This window comes from Pseudomonas sp. MF4836 (genome assembly GCF_002018875.1).
GTDB lineage: Bacteria > Pseudomonadota > Gammaproteobacteria > Pseudomonadales > Pseudomonadaceae > Aquipseudomonas.
Map to the genome: position 1 here is coordinate 1 of NZ_MVOL01000018.1, position 15,779 is coordinate 15,779.

Sequence of the window (15,779 nt, forward strand, 5' to 3'; positions counted from 1 at the left end):
TGGCTGGCTGAAAGAAAATCGCAGGATCGGCACTCGCTATGACAAGCTGGCCAAGAGCTTTGCAGCCATGGTCACCTTGGCCTGCAGCCTACGTTGCATGCGGCAATACTTTTCGTACAAAGCCTAGGAATGGACGAGGGACTTGTAAGAGGTGCAGATTCGGCTGGGGGGCCTTTCTCGCTGGGAATTGTCAGAAGATGGATTGGTAGTCCAACTACCAGGTGCATTGCGGCTAAGGCAAAGCAACTGTACCTCCACCCGATCTGGTGCTCTAGGCCTGCGATCAGTGGCCAGCCTAAGGTGCTGGCAAACCCACCTAGCAAGGTTAGACCAGTCATCGAGGCACGTGCGTGGTCGCCAAGTAGTCGTCCGAGAGTCGAAAACGCTGCGTCATAAAGGCCAGCAGCCATGCCCGCGCCGATCAGCGTCCATGCTAGGTAATAAACGGCCAAGTGACTGGCTAAGCCCATCAACAGCATACCCATCGCCAAAAATAACGAGCTAGCTGCCAACACGGGGCGTCCCCCACTTTGATCGATCCATCGTCCCACCATGGGCGAGCAAGCTCCTGCGACCAGCAGTCCCCAAGATAATCCAATCACTACGCTCGTAACTGACCATCCTGTTTCTTTGGTGATTGGTGTTGCAAGAACTGCTGGCAGGTAATAGGTCGAACTCCAAGCAAGGATTTGTGCGATGCCTAATGCCCACACAAGCTTGAATCGGTTGATAGGTCGTTGGCTGCTTTCTAGGTTTTTCACTAGCTACGGACTCTTGTTTTTTCGGACGCCAGCGGCTCAGTTTTGCGTTACGAGCGTCGGGGCGGCTTCTAACTTACGAACTCGCTTTAGCAAATACCGAAGTATTTGTTCGGCATCAGGCCCCACTCCTCGTAGGGTTGCAGAAGCGAAGTTGCGTTGTTTGGGCAAGCCTACAAAGTACAAGCCTGGAACATGAACGGCTCGCCCGTCGCGCTGCGCCACTCGTCCCTGCTCATCCATTACTGGAAGGCCTTGGAGAAATGGCAGGTTCGGACGATAGCCAGTGGCAAAAATCAGGCTATCAACGGTTTCATGCTGCCCTTCGGCCCAAATAACGCCTGTTGAAGTGACCTCGGAGAACATTGCTGCTTGATTGAAGCGTCCGGATCTCAGAGCCTTTCTGTACGTACCGTCGTCCAGTACAGGCGTGCTTTGATCGTTTAGCCACTTAGTTTTCTCTAGGCCTGTCCATTTCAACCAAGTATGAAAATCTGCTCCTAATATCCGTTGTGGCGCGAATCGAATCGCCTCTCGCGTGGCCAGAGTCACGGTTGCAACTTTGGATAAATCGTAAGCGATTTGTACAGCCGAGTTAGCAGCGCCAACTACGACGATGCGTTGCCCACTAAATGCTTCTGCATTCCGATAATGAGCACTGTGAAGCTGAGTGCCGCTGAAGTTCTTGAGCCCAGGGATATCGGGTACGTAGGGACGACTGAAGGCTCCTGAGGCCACGACCACCGCTCTCGCACAAAAGCTTTGTCCGTTCGCTGCAGTGATCCGAAATCCTTCGCCTTCCTGACCTACGTTCGCGACCCTAATCCCTTGAAGGATAGGTAACCGGAAGAAGTCGGCATAACCTTCCAGATAACGCACTACTTCATCCCGAGAAGGGTAGTGGCCTGCTGCTCCAGGAAATGGAAGCCCCGGAAGAGAGGAATATGCTGCTGGCGAGAACAATTCAAGGCTGTCGTAGTAATTACGCCAGTTCCCCCCAGGCTGCGATTGCTCATCAAAAATGCGGAAATTGAAGCCGTGCTGCTTCAGGTGCCAACCGGTAGCCAACCCTGCTTGGCCAGCACCAATGACAATAACATCCAACATCTGACTGCTTATGTTCATGTATGCGCACTCATGCACGTATTTATGCAAAAAAAGGCTCAGACCTTTTCGCCTGGACAGCACAGTGGAACGATGCTTTTGGTGTGGATGAGGATGGCCTCTAGACGCTTGATAATGGCTGGGCCGTCCACTTCATAGAACATCTGGCGCCCTACCTTAGTGGCTCTAACGATCCCCGCCTCTAGTAGCACCTGAAGGTGGCGAGACACAACCGAACGCTCTTGAGGTAAGTCAGCCGCAATTTCAGTGACATCAGCACGGCCTAGTAGCATTACGCGCTTCAGCACTGCGATTCGCGGTGGCTCACAGAGGGCTTTGAAGAATGCACCGTCCAGCGATTCTATGGCGGCCTCGATTGCCTGGGTTCGGTTCAGTAATAAGGTCATGTAGCGACTATATGTGCATGTACGTGCACATGTAAAGGTCGGGTCGACAAAGCACGACCTGCCAGCACTCCAGAGGGCCGTGCCTATCTACTGACGAGCAACACCTCAATCCAGGTGCCAAACTTCTCAATGGGATGATCGGCCAACCTTCTGCTGCTAGGTTATCGGTAGCGTCGACAATCAGCCATCGTCCAGCGGTAACGCCTTGCATATGTAACAAGCCGAGCCAGGGCAAAGCCCCCTAAACTGCTCCGTCTGTGAGATCAGAGGCGGCGCAGAGCCCCGTTGATGCACTGCGTACCCCTGCTGCTCAAAAAATCCTGGCGCTGTTGTTGTCAGCAAATGAAATCGAGCGATTCCCTGCCCGGCGGCTATCGCTTCAATGACTCGAAGCATTTCAGCTCCAACCCCTTTCGATCTGCATGCCGGCTCCACGACCAGGGAACGCAGCAACCCGTCCGTACCATGCGTTTCGAATCCTCCCCATGCGACCGTCTTACTGTCCAGCGTGAACTCAAAAAAGGTTCGGCCCGGAAGATCAATATCGTCTGATGGAAGGTCAGCAGATTTCAGTGCATCGCGAAAGCGCTGCCATTGCCCACCGGCTATTTCCGTTGCCTGGATCATCATCTCCCACTCCATCCTTCCATCTCCTTTGTGCTGCTTTGCATGGACTGTTACGGCCCAAGCCGAAGCCGTAGTCATCATATTCGCTTTACCGAATATCTGCCAAAGCGTATATTCGATTTTCCATATGCATCGAGTCTAGTCATGACCCCTGCTATCAAAGTGCTTTTCGTGTGCGTTGCCAACTCAGCCCGCTCCCAGCTTGCAGAGGCTTTGCTGCGTCACACCGACCCGCGCTTCGAGGCCTTCAGCGGAGGATCCCAACCCTCTGAGGTTGATCCGCGCACGATTCAGGCGTTGGAGGCAGTTGGAGTCGATGCGACGGGCCTGCGAAGCAAGTCCATCAGCGAGTTTCAAGCTGATCGATTCGATTACGTAATCACTCTTTGCGATAAATCCGCCAGCGAGTGCCTACCAATGCCCAGTGCAGGTGAAGTCATTGCCTGGGACTTTCCTGACCCAGTAACGAACGATGATCCCGGTGCATTTCGCCACACGCTCCACGACATCCACGAGCGCATCAAGCTCTTCGTTTTGGTCAAGACCAAACACCTGGAGGATCTATGACAGAACCCATGAACCCCACCACGTTATTCAAGTGCTTGGCGGATGACACCCGAGCCAAAATTTCCCTGCTTGTCGTGAGCGAAGGCGAGCTGTGTGTCTGCGAGCTGACGGCGGCACTCGACCTGAACCAGCCGAAGATTTCTCGTCATTTGGCCCTGCTGCGTTCTGCTGGTTTGTTGATGGATCGCCGGCAAGGTCAGTGGGTGTACTACCGCCTGAACCCCGATTTGCCTGCGTGGGTAACTGCGGTTTTGAAAGAAGTCGTAGACGCCAATCAGCAATGGCTGGAAACCGAGACTAAACGCCTGTGCGGTATGAACGACCGTCCGATCAACCAGGCCGTGTGCAGCTGATTCACGCCCAACCGGATTAACGAAATGCTGATTGCCGTATTGATATTTATCGCCACCATCGTGCTCGTCATCTGGCAGCCCAAAGGGCTCGGAGTTGGTTGGAGTGCCACGTTGGGTGCCATCGTGGCGTTGCTGGCAGGCGTCGTTACTCTTGCAGACATACCCGAGGTCTGGCGCATCGTCTGGAATGCTACCGGAACTTTCATCGCGGTCATCATCATCAGTTTGCTGCTTGATGAGGCAGGCTTTTTTAAATGGGCTGCGCTGCATGTGGCCCGATGGGGAGGCGGAAGCACCCGCAAGCTGTTCGCATTTATCGTCCTGCTTGGCGCAGCGGTGTCGGCCCTGTTCGCCAATGACGGAGCAGCATTGATCCTCACACCCATTGTGATCGCGATGTTGCTGGCGTTGCGTTTTTCTCCTGCGGCTACTTTGGCATTCGTCATGGCAGCCGGTTTTATCGCCGACACGGCGAGCTTACCGCTGGTGGTTTCCAACCTGGTCAACATTGTTTCTGCCGACTACTTCGATATCGGCTTCAACGAATATGCTTCGATCATGGTGCCGGTAAACATCGTCAGCGTGGCAGCGACATTAGCCATGCTGCTGTGGTTTTTCCGCAAAGATTTACCAAAGACCTATGACCTCAACCAACTGAACAATCCGGACGAGGCAATCCACGACCGGGCCACGTTTGTAGCCGGCTGGTGGGTGCTGGCACTACTCCTGATCGGCTTCTTTGTCATTGAGCCGTTGGGGGTGCCAATCAGCGCCATTGCAGCGGTCTGTGCGTTCATTCTCTATGTCATCGCGGCTCGTGGTCACGCCATCAACACAAGCAAGGTGCTCAAAGAGGCCCCATGGCAAGTAGTGATTTTTTCTTTGGGTATGTACCTGGTCGTCTATGGCCTGAAGAACGCCGGCCTGACCGACCACATCGCGCAGATCCTGAACGTGTTCGCCGGTTATGGCGTTTGGGGCGCGTCCCTGGGTACAGGGCTGCTAACAGCATTGCTGTCTTCGATCATGAACAACATGCCCACGGTTCTGGTTGGTGCCTTATCCATCCAAGCCGCCGAAGTTGATGGCGTCGTACAGCAAGCAATGGTGTACGCCAACATCATTGGCTGCGATCTAGGCCCGAAGATCACTCCAATTGGCAGTCTGGCCACGCTGCTGTGGCTGCATGTGCTGGCCAAGAAGGACATCAAGATCAGTTGGGGTTACTACTTCAAGACTGGGATCGTGCTGACCTTGCCTATCCTCGTCGCCACCTTGTCTGCCCTGGCATTGCGCCTCAGTTTCTGAATCAAGGAATCTTCTGATGAAAGTCTTGTTCATGTGCACCCACAACAGCTGCCGCAGCATTCTGTCCGAGGCGCTTTTCAACCACTTGGCGCCCGAGGGCGTAGAAGCTGTCAGCTCAGGAAGCTTTCCCAGTGGCCGGGTGAATCAAAGGGCACTGCAGACACTGGAGGCGGCGGGTATCTCTACTGCGGGCTTAAGCAGCAAGGCTTCGGACGCTTTTGAAGGCTCGCCGCCAGACATCGTGATCACTGTCTGTGACCGGGCTGCAGGTGAGGCATGCCCAATCTTCTTCGGGCCAGCTTTGAAGGCGCATTGGGGGCTGGCCGACCCGTCTGAGGCTAGCGGGTCGGAAGCCGAGATCACCGCTGCGTTTGAAACCACACTAGCCAAAATTCACGAACGCGTGAGCGCATTTCTTGCGCTGCCACTGAAGACCATCAGCACTGACCAGTTGAAAGCTGAATTGAATCGCATCGGTTCGCTTTAAAGACCAACCGAGGCGGCCCCCAATCAGGCGCCGCCGTAGGAGTTTGTATGCAAGAGACATTGCCGAACGTTCACGCCGACCTGATCGACATTCCTTCGTTGGAGCAACTGGCACCTCGTACGCCTTCGCTCCATAAGCCTCGAATTCTGCTTTTGTACGGATCGACGCGAGAGCGCTCTTTCAGCCGGCTGGTGACTCAGGAAGCAGCCCGCTTGTTGGAAGAGTTTGGCGCCGAAACCAAGATCTTTGACCCATCAGGTCTCCCGCTGCCGGATGACGCTCCCGATACACATCCCAAGGTCGCTGAGCTGCGCGAGCTGATGCAATGGTCTGAGGGGCAGGTGTGGTGCTCCCCTGAGCGTCACGGCTCCATGAGCGCAGTATTCAAAGCCCAAATTGACTGGGTACCGCTGGCGATGGGCGCTGTACGGCCTACGCAAGGCAAAACCCTTGCAGTGATGCAGGTCTGCGGCGGCTCCCAATCTTTCAACGTGGTCAATCAGCTGCGCGTACTGGGCCGATGGATGCGGATGTTCACCATCCCAAACCAATCTTCGGTGGCCAAGGCATTTACCGAGTTCGACGAGGCAGGTCGTATGAAGCCGTCCTCGTACTACGACCGACTCGTGGACGTGATGGAAGAGCTGATGAAGTTCACCCTGCTGTTGCGGGATCGCCAGGATTATTTGGTTGATCGGTACTCCGAGCGCAAAGAGTCCGCCGAAGAGCTTTCCAAACGCGTCAACCAGCGCTCCATCTAACGTCAGTGCGAGGAAACTGTATGAGCCAGATCACGATCTATCACAACCCGCAATGTGGCACCTCTCGCAACACCTTGGAGCTGATCCGCAACAGCGGAGAAGAGCCGACTGTTATCGAGTACCTACAGACCCCACCTGACCGCACCACGCTTGTCAGGTTGATCAAGGATATGGGTATTGAGATGCGGGCCCTGCTTCGCATCAAAGGCACTCCTTACGAGGAGTTGGGACTGGGCGATACGTCACTTACTGATGATCAGCTCATCGATGCCATGATGGCTCACCCCATCCTGATCAATCGCCCCATCGTCGTGACGCCCTTGGGCACACGCTTGTGTCGACCGTCAGAGGCAGTCCTCGACCTTCTGCCGCAAGAGCAGCGCGGCAGCTTCGTCAAAGAAGACGGACAAGTCGTCATTGATGAGAATGGCCGCAGGGTTTAAACCGATGTAAAGCAGATGGGCCTGGGGGGATGCTGGTGAATCAAAACTCGAAATTTGATGTAGTGGTCATTGGCGGTGGCCAATCCGCGCTCACCGTAGCCTATTTCTTGAGGCGTACAGGCCTTTCCTATGTATTACTCGACGCCGAGTCAGCACCGGGAGGGGCCTGGCGGCATGGGTGGGATTCTCTCCGACTATTCTCGCCGTCTGCTTGGAGCTCAATTGCCGGCTGGCCCATGCCAGCAGTATCCGAGGGGACTCCTGGGCTGGACGATGTTATCGACTATCTAACTCTGTACGAGCGTCGATATGACTTTCCCATCATCCGATCCACGCGGGTAAACCGTGTCGAGAAAATCGAAGACGGATTACGGGTTGTCTCCGAGGACAGAGCCTGGGAGGCCAAAGCGGTTATCAGTGCAACAGGCACCTGGAGCCGCTCATTTATCCCAAGCTATCCCGGACAGGAGTTGTTTTTAGGGCAGCAGCTTCATTCCGCTCATTACGTTGGGCCGGATGAGTTTGAGGGGAAAACTGTCCTTGTCGTCGGTGGTGGCAACTCGGGAGCCCAGATTTACGCCGAGGTTTCCAAAGTGGCTCAGACAACCTGGGTAACTCAAGAAGTCCCAAAGTTTCTACCTGATGAGGTTGATGGGCGCGTCCTGTTCGAACGAGCTACAGCTCGATTGAAGGCGCAACAGGATGGTGTGGAGCCTGAGCAGCCCGCTGGAGGGTTGGGCGACATCGTAATGGTGTCATCGGTGAAAGACGCTCGTGAACGCGGTGTATTGAGAGCGGTACGGCCATTCACGCACTTCACTTCGACAGGCGTTGTGTGGTCATCAGGAGACGAAACAAAGTTGGACGTTGTCATCTGGTGCACGGGATTTTCTCCCGCGCTCGACCACCTGAGCAGCCTGGGCGTTGTAGGCCTGGACGGTAAAGTGGCTGTGGACGAAAATCGAAGTGTTGCGTCACCCAATTTGTGGCTGGTGGGTTACGGCGATTGGACGGGGCTCGCCTCTGCGACATTGATCGGAGTAACCCGCACCGCTCGGGATGTAGTCAACCAAGTCCAAAGCTATCTCACTAGCGAACCCTGATGTCTCGCGACGCAAATCGAGTGTGCCTACTGTGATGCGACTTCAAGCTAAGGAAAGAGAATAGGCTCCAGTGGAGGAGTTGCCGGACACAGCCCGAGTCGCCAGTAGCCGACGTCGTGCCATTTCCCAAGCTTGAAGCCTACCTCCGGATATGTGCCGATGTGGACGAACCCCAGCGACTCATGCAGGCCCACACTTCCTTCATTGGGCTGTGCAATTCCGGCGTACGCTGCGCGAAATCTCTGCTTCTCAAGAATCGGAAGCAAGGTCTCATAGAGCTCACGGCCAACACCCTGACGGCGAGCCGATTCAGCTATGTATACCGTCACGTCAACTGCCCATCGGTAGGCCGGGCGTGCGCGGTGCTGGCTTGCATAGGCATAGCCCTTGACCTCCCCATCTTCTTCGGCCACAAGGTAGGGATATGTTTGAAGTGTGGTGGCTATTCGCTGAGCTATTTCCTCAGCGCTTGGCGGGATCTCTTCGAACGAGATCGCCGTTGTCGAAACTATCTGAGCGTAAATGCACTGGATAGCTTGTGCATCTGCCACCACTGCAGCGCGAATTGTGACAGGCATGTAGGACGTCCATGAGTAAGAATTTGAACACTACCTTTTCCTGGTCAGCTTTCGCCATTAGGCCATTAGAAAAAAGAGCGGCCTGAAATCTGTGTACCTCACTTGGGGGCTTGTCTTTCGTATAGTCCTAGCTCAAGACCACAGAAGGTTTATCGCGAAATTAGGGCCGCAATACATGCTCTCAGTTCTGCCCCTTAGGCTCATCAAATCCATCGGCTGCATCAACAGCTCAGCACACTGTAATCGTGCGCGAAGCAACTCGTCCTGACGGTATCGTTTAGCCGGCCTCAAAATACACTGCTGAGTAACCATCCGAAGAGGCCTCCAGCCAAGACTACCAACCATGGAGGAGCCTTCCAGAACATCAAGGCCACGAGAGCTATCAGCGTCAAGCCAAAGTCTGTAGGAGTGAATATGGCACTCGTCCAGACAGGGTTATACAAGGCCGCCAGAAGAAGGCCCACAACTGCTGCGTTTACGCCTGAAAGTGCAGCTTGGGTGCGTAAGCTTTTCCGCAGTTGCTCCCAGAATGGCAAAACGCCGATTACGAGCAGGAAAGAAGGGGCAAAAATTGCTAGGACGCACGCGGTAGCCCCGAGCCAACCAGAAGGTTGGGCATTCATGGACGCGCCAAGAAATGCTGCGAAGGTAAAAAGCGGGCCCGGTACGGCCTGTGCTAAACCATATCCGGCAAGAAATGTGTCATTGGCTACCCATCCGTTCGGCACGGTAGCTGATTGAAGCAGCGGCAGCACGACGTGCCCACCTCCAAAAACTAATGACCCAGTACGGAAAAAGGCATTTACCACAGCTAACGCTTGAGAGGGCCACACTTGAATCAGTAATGGCAGGCCAGCTAAAAGGCCGAAGAACAGCAGCAACAACACCACGCCGACTTTTCTGCTCACCGATATGGGCAAAGACTCCGTAGTTTGGCTTTCATCGGTTTTGAAGAGCATCATTCCTATGACAGCGCCGAAGAAAATCACGCCGATCTGCCCCCAGGCATGCGGCCAAAGCAGTGCAGCATAGGCAGCAAACACGGCGACGGTTATTCGAGGGGCATCAGTGCAAAGACTGCGGCCCATTCCCCAGACGGCTTGAGCAACGACAGCCACCGCGACAATTTTAAGACCATGTAAAAGACCGCTCGGAAGCGCCCCTCCCCACGAGGACATACCCTGAGCGAATAAAACCAGGATTATTGCCGAAGGCAATGTGAAGCCTGCCCACGCAGCTACTGCTCCAGGAAACCCAGCACGAGATAGTCCTAAACCTATTCCAACCTGGCTACTGGCGGGCCCCGGCAAGAACTGGCACAGAGCAATCAAATCCCCATAGCTACGCTCGCTCAGCCATTGGCGTCGAGCGACAAATTCTTCGCGAAAGTAAGCTAGATGTGCAATCGGGCCTCCGAAGGAGGTGAGCCCTAGGCGCAGAAACACCAGAAAAACCGCCCAAGGGGAGTCAGTCGTGACGGCCTTTACACTACTTTCGGCTGACAATATTCATCACTCCCAAAATGATTGCTGCACAAAACCAAATACTTTGGAGCAAACGGTATATAGGCTAAACGATGGCCTTCCTTAGGCATACGCGGCTAGCCCTGCGAGTGGATCAGAACTTGGTTTCATAATGATGTACCAACCTCAGCGAAAACCAGTTCGAGTTCTAAGCGGGTCTCGCGAGATGCTTACGGCTTTCACCATTGCCACACGTAACAGAGCCGTATCTACAAATTAGACTTTGCTAAAAAACCAACTCTTCAGCTACCTCTCCTTCAGCATTAAATTTTCGTGGGGCTTGACACTGAGTCCCGATCAAGGGTTGATTTGCTGTATACTGCCGGCTCTGCATACCCTTGAGCTACAGGAACATCAGCATGACTGTACTCCAAACGATCTACTGGCAGCCTACGCCGCCTTAGCGCTACGCCCCCTCGCAACAACCTGCTTCCGCTAGCCTCGCTCGCGGGTGCGCACTGCTGTACGCCTGGTTTTACACCTTAAGCGCACAGCAAAAAAATCCTCAAAATTTGAATTTGTATCGACTCGCTCGCCATTCCCTTGGCGTGCGCGATGCTTTGCCTTGGATATTTCTATGCTGCAAAAACTTAGACAAACGTGGTTTTCTAACGTCCGTGCCGACGTGCTCGCGGGGCTGGTAGTCGCACTCGCGCTGATCCCGGAAGCAATCGCCTTTTCCATCATCGCCGGGGTAGATCCCAAAGTCGGTCTCTACGCCTCCTTCTGTATCTGTGCTGTCATCGCCTTTGTCGGCGGGCGCCCGGGAATGATCTCGGCGGCTACCGGCGCCATGGCACTGCTCATGGTGACGCTGGTAAAAGAGCATGGACTCCAGTACCTGCTGGCCGCGACTCTACTGTGTGGCGTACTTCAAATCCTTGCCGGCTACCTGAAGCTTGGCTCGTTGATGCGGTTCGTTTCACGGTCGGTAGTCACCGGTTTTGTAAACGCATTGGCGATCCTGATTTTCATGGCGCAGTTGCCGGAACTTACGAATGTCACCTGGCATGTCTATGCCATGACCGCTGCGGGCCTGGGAATCATCTACCTGTTTCCGTATGTGCCGAAAATCGGCAAGCTGATTCCCTCTCCATTGGTGTGCATTCTGACGCTGACGGCCATCGCCATTTACCTCGGTTTGGATATCCGCACCGTCGGTGACATGGGCCAACTGCCTGATACGCTCCCGATCTTCCTCTGGCCTGAAGTTCCGCTGAATTTTGAAACCCTGCGCATCATTTTCCCGTATTCGGCTGCGTTGGCAGTAGTGGGTCTACTCGAATCAATGATGACCGCGACCATCGTCGACGACCTTACCGATACCACCAGCAACAAAAACCGCGAGTGCAAAGGCCAGGGTGTGGCCAACATCGCTGCCGGTATGCTTGGCGGCATGGCCGGTTGCGCCATGATCGGCCAGTCGATCATCAACGTTAAATCTGGTGGCCGCACCCGTCTCTCGACATTGTGTGCCGGCGTTTTCCTGCTGCTGATGGTGGTATTTCTTGGCGAATGGCTCTCCAAAATCCCTATGGCGGCACTCGTGGCTGTGATGATCATGGTGTCCATCGGCACCTTTAGCTGGGATTCTTTGCGTAATCTGAAAGAGCATCCGCTGTCGACCAACCTCGTCATGGTGGTGACCGTCGTGGTCGTCGTGGCCACTCACAACCTAGCCTACGGCGTACTGGTAGGTGTGCTGCTGGCTTCGCTGTTCTTTGCCAATAAGGTTGGGCATTACCTGGATATCAAGAGCACTCTGGAAGAGACGAAATCGCATCGGACTTACTACGTCGTGGGCCAGGTGTTCTTTAGCTCTGCGGACAAGTTCACTGAGGTTTTTGACTTCAAGGAAGCGCTCAACAAGGTCACCATCGATCTCACACAGGCGCATTTCTGGGACATCACCGCCGTCGCAGCGCTGGATAAGGTCGTGATCAAGTTCCGACGCGAAGGCGCTGAGGTTGAAGTGCTCGGTCTCAATGAAGCCAGCGCAACAATCGTTGACCGCTTCGGTGTGCATGACAAGCCCGGTGCCATCGACAAGCTCATGGGCCACTAAGGAGAACGACAATGACCCACGTAATGGCATGCATTGATAACTCACAATCCTCATTGGCGGTCTGCGATTACGCAGCATGGGCCTCGCAACGACTCAGCGCTCCCCTGACCTTGCTTCATGTGCTGGATAAGGAGAAATATCCTGCATCCGCTGACCTCAGCGGCAATATCGGTCTCGGTAGCAGAGAACATCTACTGGAAGAGTTGGCCACGCTGGATGCGCAGCGGGCAAAACTGGCCTTGGAACATGGGCAGCACATGCTTGAAAAAGCTCGCGAGCGAACAGTCCACTCTGGAGCCATGTCACCTGATATGAAGCAGCGCCATGGCCATCTCGTCGAGAGCCTGAGCAATCTCCAAGACGATATTCGGTTACTGGTGATTGGAAGAGTCGGTGAGGACAGCACGCGCAGTGCCCAAGGTCTTGGCAGCCAGATTGAAGCGGTAGTCCGAACTATCCACCACCCCATCCTGATTACAACCAGCCATTTCAGGAAACCTGAAACGGTCATGGTGGCATTTGACGGCAGCGCTACAGGACACAAGACCGTACAGATGCTTGCTTCAAGCCCGCTGTGCGAAGGCCTGCCAATTCATATCGTCATGGCTGGTACGGACTCCGAAGAAAATCAGAACGAGCTGGAGAAAGCACGAGCCACATTTGCCTCTTCTGGCTCGCTGGTGCATGCCGAGATCCGCCCAGGCGAAGTGGAGTCGGTACTCCATGCATATCAGGCAGAGCACGGCATTGACCTCTTGGTCATGGGGGCGTACGGGCACTCACGCATTAGGCAGTTTCTGGTAGGCAGCACGACCACGACGATGCTGCGAACATCCACTTCACCCGTATTACTGCTTCGCTGAGCCAGTTCCACTGGCCACAGTATTTCCAGAACTGCGGAAATGCCGTGGCCACCTTGGACGATGACTAACTGATCTTGCCGTAACGAGACCACATGCAACTCACTAACTGAAATTGTTCACCCCGAGCTGAAATCCAAGCAGGGCAGAGTATTCCGTCGACATGCAGCACGCGGCATCGTGATGTGGGGTGAACAGATTCTGCTGCTGTTCACAGAGCGCTATAACGACTTCAGCTTTCCTGGTGGCGGTCTTGATGGTGACGAGGACATTGTCACAGGTCTGAAGCGCGAGCTTGAGGAAGAGACTGGTGCCCGTGAAATACAGGTGCTCCAGCACTACGGTTACATCGAGGAGTACCGGCCCTACTGGAAGCCACAGTACGATCTGATGCACATGACATCGCATTTTTATCAATGCGAAGTAGCGCCACAGCTAGAGCCCGTGAGAATGGAAAGCCACGAAATCGCTAATGGTATGCGGCCTGTCTGGATCAACCTACATGAGGCCATATCGCACAATGAAGCCGTGATGCAGCGTCAGGACTCATCGATGGGGCAGTCCATTCAGCGCGAAACTTTCATGCTGAAAAAAGTTGCTGCGGAGTTGCTGGTGCAAATCAGCCGTTGACGGGGATGGGCGAGTCAACATCGCTCCTTCATTCCCAGCATATGTTTCCCCGGATATTTGATGATCGGAGCAACTGAGGCCCAGCATAATGCAGGAACCTCAGCGCGATCCTCCGACACAGGCATTTGAATCTGGCGTAAGTCTATTTGGGGATATACGCAGCTACCGACTTGCGAATCTCTTCCCGCGCTTCATCGGCGCTGCCCCAGCGGCCCATCTTCACCCACTTACCCGGTTCCAATGCTTTGTAGTTTTCGAAGAAGTGCTGGATCTGTGCGAGGAGTAACGCAGGGAGGTCTGAGCACTCCTTTACGTCGATGTACATGGAGCTGAGTTTTTCATGAGGCACTGCGATCACCTTGGCATCGGCTCCGGCTTCGTCAGTCATGTACATCACACCAACCGGGCGACTGCGGATGACAACTCCAGGTGAGACGGGATATGGACAAACCACCAGGACGTCCAGCGGATCGCCATCGTCGCTCAGCGTGTTCGGGATAAACCCGTAGTTGGCCGGATAGAACATCGGTGTACTGAGAAAGCGGTCAACGAAAATTTGTCCGCTCGACTTGTCCACCTCGTACTTGATCGGCGAGTGGTTTGCAGGAATCTCGATAACGGTGAAAAAGTCATCGGGGAGGGCGTTGCCAGCTGGGATGTCCGCGTAGCTCATGTTCACAGCTCCGAAGTTGTGGAGGGTGTTGAGCTGGAGGGCGTTTTTCCAAGGGTGCCCATCTCGATTGGCGTCTTGGTGAAAAACACCGATATTTCCTCAGAGTCCAATCGTTTGAACAATCGTTCTGCCTCATCTTCCGTGATGGCCAAGCGAATCTCCGTGGGTTGATCCGCCAGCTCAAAAAAGTGCGATGAATGCAGTTTTCCTGTGTGCCCAAACCCTTCGATTCCGGTGCAGAGCGTGGCGCCTCGCAACCCCATTTCTTTAGCCACGTCGACGATCCAATCGCCTAGCATCTTTCCCTGATAACGACGGTTTTGTTGGGTGAAGAAAACGACCATATAGCCTTTCATTTCTATCTCCTCAGCGAGTACCAATCATTTGGTAGGACAGAAGCCCGGCAGCGGTCATCGCTAACGAGCCTGCAACGTGCAACGAAATTGAGCCAAGCGCCCAGACCAGTCTGCCCTCCTGAATCAAGGCAACCGTTTCGGCTGAAAATGTAGAGAAGGTGGTAAGCCCACCACAGAAACCCGTGATGATCAGGAGACGCCACTCTGGACTGAGGGTAGGAGAAGCGGCCAAGAAGGCGATGGCCAGGCCGATGATGTAGCCCCCAACCATGTTCGCGACCACAGTACCTGGGGGAATCGTAGGAAACAGAGCATTCAGTTTCATGCCCAATATCCAGCGCAACCAGGCTCCAAGTGAAGCACCAACGGCGATGACCATTAATGACTTCAGCATGGCGAGCCCACCTCATCAGACCTGAGTGGACTAACTCGCAAGCGGCTCGCGCCGAAAGAAAAGGGAAACTCGGAGGGTAAGATCATAGCCTGTCCTAAAATGGAGGACAGGGAGGCGCACCTACGCACCCTGTCCAGGGTTCACGTAGGCATCATCAGCACGAAGGCCGTTAAAGGAGGAATGCCATCTCCTGATCTGATCCTATAGCATCAGCGCCAATGGTATCAATAGGCATCAAGAGCAGCTGCATGCAAGCGATCTGAAGGCCCTTTTGGCTAGGCAAGATGTTTGATTGTTGGCGCTGATTGAAAACTGACCCATCCTGCCGATTGAAAATTGACCCAGGGAGGATTGCTGATTTTTGTCCCAGCAATTGTGGATAGGAAGGTGAGTTGGCCGGACGGTTACAAATGATCGACATGGCCACTGTATCTGCTACTGGGCGCGGTCGTAGGCGATCAAAATTCGCACTTGGTGAATCGAAATTTCATAAATGTTAGCGTTTTCGCCTGCTTTAAAGCCTTTTTTATAGTTTTTCGAGGATGTTTGAGTGAAAATTCAGATTGACAAATAGGCAATTTATTTACCGTTCGTCGGCAATGTCCATTTTATTTTCACCCCCCCCTCTTGAAAATTTTTAAGCGAGACGGAGTTCTTATATTTGAGAGCAAGATAAAAGCGGCAGTGGCCCAGGCACCGCTTTTCTCACAGGATTTCGCCGGCTTTTACATCTGATATTTACGGCTTCTAGATCACACGGTTTTGAGGACTGAAGGTGAATT

At 54.1% G+C, this 15,779-nt stretch carries 19 protein-coding genes, 1 pseudogene and 1 riboswitch; of the genes and pseudogenes, 11 read left to right on the forward strand and 9 right to left on the reverse strand.

Annotated elements, in window-relative coordinates; all coding sequences use genetic code 11:
- Positions 1-127: pseudogene (locus MF4836_RS34810) on the forward strand (IS5/IS1182 family transposase); the annotation flags it as partial.
- On the opposite strand, the gene MF4836_RS30420 reads toward MF4836_RS34810, so the two are convergent.
- The 4 genes from MF4836_RS30420 to arsN2 form a co-directional block, all read right to left on the reverse strand.
- Positions 72-761 (reverse strand): MFS transporter, encoded by a 690-nt coding sequence (locus MF4836_RS30420; protein ID WP_078473485.1) that lies wholly within the window; start codon positions 759-761, stop codon positions 72-74. The pseudogene MF4836_RS34810 and the gene MF4836_RS30420 overlap by 56 nt on opposite strands.
- 36 nt (positions 762-797) lie before the next feature.
- On the reverse strand, positions 798-1,883 hold the full coding sequence (locus MF4836_RS30425) for a flavin-containing monooxygenase (RefSeq protein ID WP_033902854.1): 1,086 nt from the start codon (positions 1,881-1,883) through the stop codon (positions 798-800).
- Between the two features lie 38 nt (positions 1,884-1,921).
- On the reverse strand, positions 1,922-2,269 hold the full coding sequence (locus MF4836_RS30430) for an ArsR/SmtB family transcription factor (protein ID WP_032856864.1): 348 nt from the start codon (positions 2,267-2,269) through the stop codon (positions 1,922-1,924).
- Positions 2,270-2,449: 180 nt separating this feature from the next.
- Positions 2,450-2,911, reverse strand: a complete 462-nt coding sequence (arsN2, locus tag MF4836_RS30435) for an arsenic resistance N-acetyltransferase ArsN2 (protein ID WP_033902853.1) — start codon at positions 2,909-2,911, stop codon at positions 2,450-2,452.
- A gap of 129 nt (positions 2,912-3,040) precedes the next feature.
- Here arsN2 and MF4836_RS30440 point away from each other — a divergent pair, with 129 nt between their 5' ends.
- From MF4836_RS30440 to MF4836_RS30470, 7 genes are read left to right on the forward strand one after another with little or no spacing between them, the layout of a single operon-like run.
- Entirely contained in the window at positions 3,041-3,463 is a 423-nt protein-coding gene (locus tag MF4836_RS30440) for an arsenate reductase ArsC (RefSeq protein ID WP_033902852.1), read from the forward strand.
- Positions 3,460-3,816 carry a metalloregulator ArsR/SmtB family transcription factor gene (locus MF4836_RS30445; RefSeq protein ID WP_032856860.1) on the forward strand — a complete coding sequence of 119 codons (357 nt, stop codon included), beginning with the start codon at positions 3,460-3,462 and terminating at the stop codon, positions 3,814-3,816. Before MF4836_RS30440 ends, MF4836_RS30445 begins: the two co-directional genes overlap by 4 nt.
- Before the next feature lie 24 nt (positions 3,817-3,840).
- The gene (locus tag MF4836_RS30450; RefSeq protein WP_033902851.1) at positions 3,841-5,124 is read left to right on the forward strand and encodes an arsenic transporter; all 1,284 of its coding nucleotides are present in this window, start codon (positions 3,841-3,843) and stop codon (positions 5,122-5,124) included.
- A gap of 16 nt (positions 5,125-5,140) precedes the next feature.
- Complete coding sequence (locus MF4836_RS30455) at positions 5,141-5,611, forward strand: arsenate reductase ArsC (protein ID WP_033902850.1); 471 nt, start codon at positions 5,141-5,143, stop codon at positions 5,609-5,611.
- A gap of 47 nt (positions 5,612-5,658) precedes the next feature.
- The gene (arsH, locus tag MF4836_RS30460; RefSeq protein WP_033902849.1) at positions 5,659-6,372 is read left to right on the forward strand and encodes an arsenical resistance protein ArsH; all 714 of its coding nucleotides are present in this window, start codon (positions 5,659-5,661) and stop codon (positions 6,370-6,372) included.
- 20 nt (positions 6,373-6,392) lie between these two features.
- Positions 6,393-6,815, forward strand: coding sequence for an arsenate reductase (glutaredoxin) (gene arsC / locus MF4836_RS30465; protein WP_033902848.1), 423 nt, complete (start codon positions 6,393-6,395; stop codon positions 6,813-6,815).
- A 29-nt stretch (positions 6,816-6,844) separates the two neighbouring features.
- Positions 6,845-7,918 (forward strand): ArsO family NAD(P)H-dependent flavin-containing monooxygenase, encoded by a 1,074-nt coding sequence (locus MF4836_RS30470; protein ID WP_033902847.1) that lies wholly within the window; start codon positions 6,845-6,847, stop codon positions 7,916-7,918.
- Between the two features lie 47 nt (positions 7,919-7,965).
- Here MF4836_RS30470 and MF4836_RS30475 read toward each other — a convergent pair whose 3' ends face one another.
- Both MF4836_RS30475 and chrA read right to left on the reverse strand, forming a co-directional pair.
- A complete protein-coding gene (locus MF4836_RS30475; RefSeq protein ID WP_033902846.1) occupies positions 7,966-8,496 on the reverse strand; it encodes an arsinothricin resistance N-acetyltransferase ArsN1 family B in 531 nt (176 codons plus the stop codon).
- Between the two features lie 287 nt (positions 8,497-8,783).
- Positions 8,784-10,004 carry a chromate efflux transporter gene (chrA, locus tag MF4836_RS30480; RefSeq protein WP_051422251.1) on the reverse strand — a complete coding sequence of 407 codons (1,221 nt, stop codon included), beginning with the start codon at positions 10,002-10,004 and terminating at the stop codon, positions 8,784-8,786.
- A gap of 592 nt (positions 10,005-10,596) precedes the next feature.
- Here chrA and MF4836_RS30490 point away from each other — a divergent pair.
- The 3 genes from MF4836_RS30490 (at position 10,597) to MF4836_RS30500 (ending at position 13,574) form a co-directional block, all read left to right on the forward strand.
- Complete coding sequence (locus MF4836_RS30490) at positions 10,597-12,084, forward strand: SulP family inorganic anion transporter (RefSeq protein WP_058410840.1); 1,488 nt, start codon at positions 10,597-10,599, stop codon at positions 12,082-12,084.
- Between the two features lie 11 nt (positions 12,085-12,095).
- Entirely contained in the window at positions 12,096-12,947 is an 852-nt protein-coding gene (locus MF4836_RS30495; protein WP_058410839.1) for a universal stress protein, read from the forward strand.
- A gap of 126 nt (positions 12,948-13,073) precedes the next feature.
- A complete protein-coding gene (locus tag MF4836_RS30500; protein WP_274522653.1) occupies positions 13,074-13,574 on the forward strand; it encodes an NUDIX hydrolase in 501 nt (166 codons plus the stop codon).
- 142 nt (positions 13,575-13,716) lie between these two features.
- On the opposite strand, the gene ppa is transcribed toward MF4836_RS30500, so the two are convergent.
- From ppa to crcB, 3 genes are read right to left on the reverse strand one after another with little or no spacing between them, the layout of a single operon-like run.
- A complete protein-coding gene (ppa, locus tag MF4836_RS30505) occupies positions 13,717-14,247 on the reverse strand; it encodes an inorganic diphosphatase (protein ID WP_058410837.1) in 531 nt (176 codons plus the stop codon).
- A gap of 2 nt (positions 14,248-14,249) precedes the next feature.
- A complete protein-coding gene (locus tag MF4836_RS30510; RefSeq protein ID WP_058410836.1) occupies positions 14,250-14,603 on the reverse strand; it encodes a DUF190 domain-containing protein in 354 nt (117 codons plus the stop codon).
- 10 nt (positions 14,604-14,613) lie between these two features.
- Positions 14,614-14,997, reverse strand: a complete 384-nt coding sequence (gene crcB / locus MF4836_RS30515; RefSeq protein ID WP_017337059.1) for a fluoride efflux transporter CrcB — start codon at positions 14,995-14,997, stop codon at positions 14,614-14,616.
- A 138-nt stretch (positions 14,998-15,135) separates the two neighbouring features.
- Positions 15,136-15,197, reverse strand: a riboswitch (Fluoride riboswitch).
- Between the last annotated feature and the right edge of the window lie 582 nt (positions 15,198-15,779).

Coding starts and splice junctions, on each gene's coding strand:
- ppa (WP_058410837.1), bottom strand. CDS start 14,247: ATGAGCTACGCGGACATCCCAGCTGGCAACGCCCTCCCCGATGACTTT.
- arsH (WP_033902849.1), top strand. CDS start 5,659: ATGCAAGAGACATTGCCGAACGTTCACGCCGACCTGATCGACATTCCT.
- MF4836_RS30440 (WP_033902852.1), top strand. CDS start 3,041: ATGACCCCTGCTATCAAAGTGCTTTTCGTGTGCGTTGCCAACTCAGCC.
- MF4836_RS30425 (WP_033902854.1), bottom strand. CDS start 1,883: ATGAACATAAGCAGTCAGATGTTGGATGTTATTGTCATTGGTGCTGGC.
- crcB (WP_017337059.1), bottom strand. CDS start 14,997: ATGCTGAAGTCATTAATGGTCATCGCCGTTGGTGCTTCACTTGGAGCC.
- MF4836_RS30445 (WP_032856860.1), top strand. CDS start 3,460: ATGACAGAACCCATGAACCCCACCACGTTATTCAAGTGCTTGGCGGAT.
- arsC (WP_033902848.1), top strand. CDS start 6,393: ATGAGCCAGATCACGATCTATCACAACCCGCAATGTGGCACCTCTCGC.
- MF4836_RS30490 (WP_058410840.1), top strand. CDS start 10,597: ATGCTGCAAAAACTTAGACAAACGTGGTTTTCTAACGTCCGTGCCGAC.
- MF4836_RS30495 (WP_058410839.1), top strand. CDS start 12,096: ATGACCCACGTAATGGCATGCATTGATAACTCACAATCCTCATTGGCG.
- MF4836_RS30470 (WP_033902847.1), top strand. CDS start 6,845: ATGCTGGTGAATCAAAACTCGAAATTTGATGTAGTGGTCATTGGCGGT.
- MF4836_RS30455 (WP_033902850.1), top strand. CDS start 5,141: ATGAAAGTCTTGTTCATGTGCACCCACAACAGCTGCCGCAGCATTCTG.
- MF4836_RS30475 (WP_033902846.1), bottom strand. CDS start 8,496: ATGCCTGTCACAATTCGCGCTGCAGTGGTGGCAGATGCACAAGCTATC.
- MF4836_RS30510 (WP_058410836.1), bottom strand. CDS start 14,603: ATGAAAGGCTATATGGTCGTTTTCTTCACCCAACAAAACCGTCGTTAT.
- MF4836_RS30430 (WP_032856864.1), bottom strand. CDS start 2,269: ATGACCTTATTACTGAACCGAACCCAGGCAATCGAGGCCGCCATAGAA.
- arsN2 (WP_033902853.1), bottom strand. CDS start 2,911: ATGGAGTGGGAGATGATGATCCAGGCAACGGAAATAGCCGGTGGGCAA.
- MF4836_RS30450 (WP_033902851.1), top strand. CDS start 3,841: ATGCTGATTGCCGTATTGATATTTATCGCCACCATCGTGCTCGTCATC.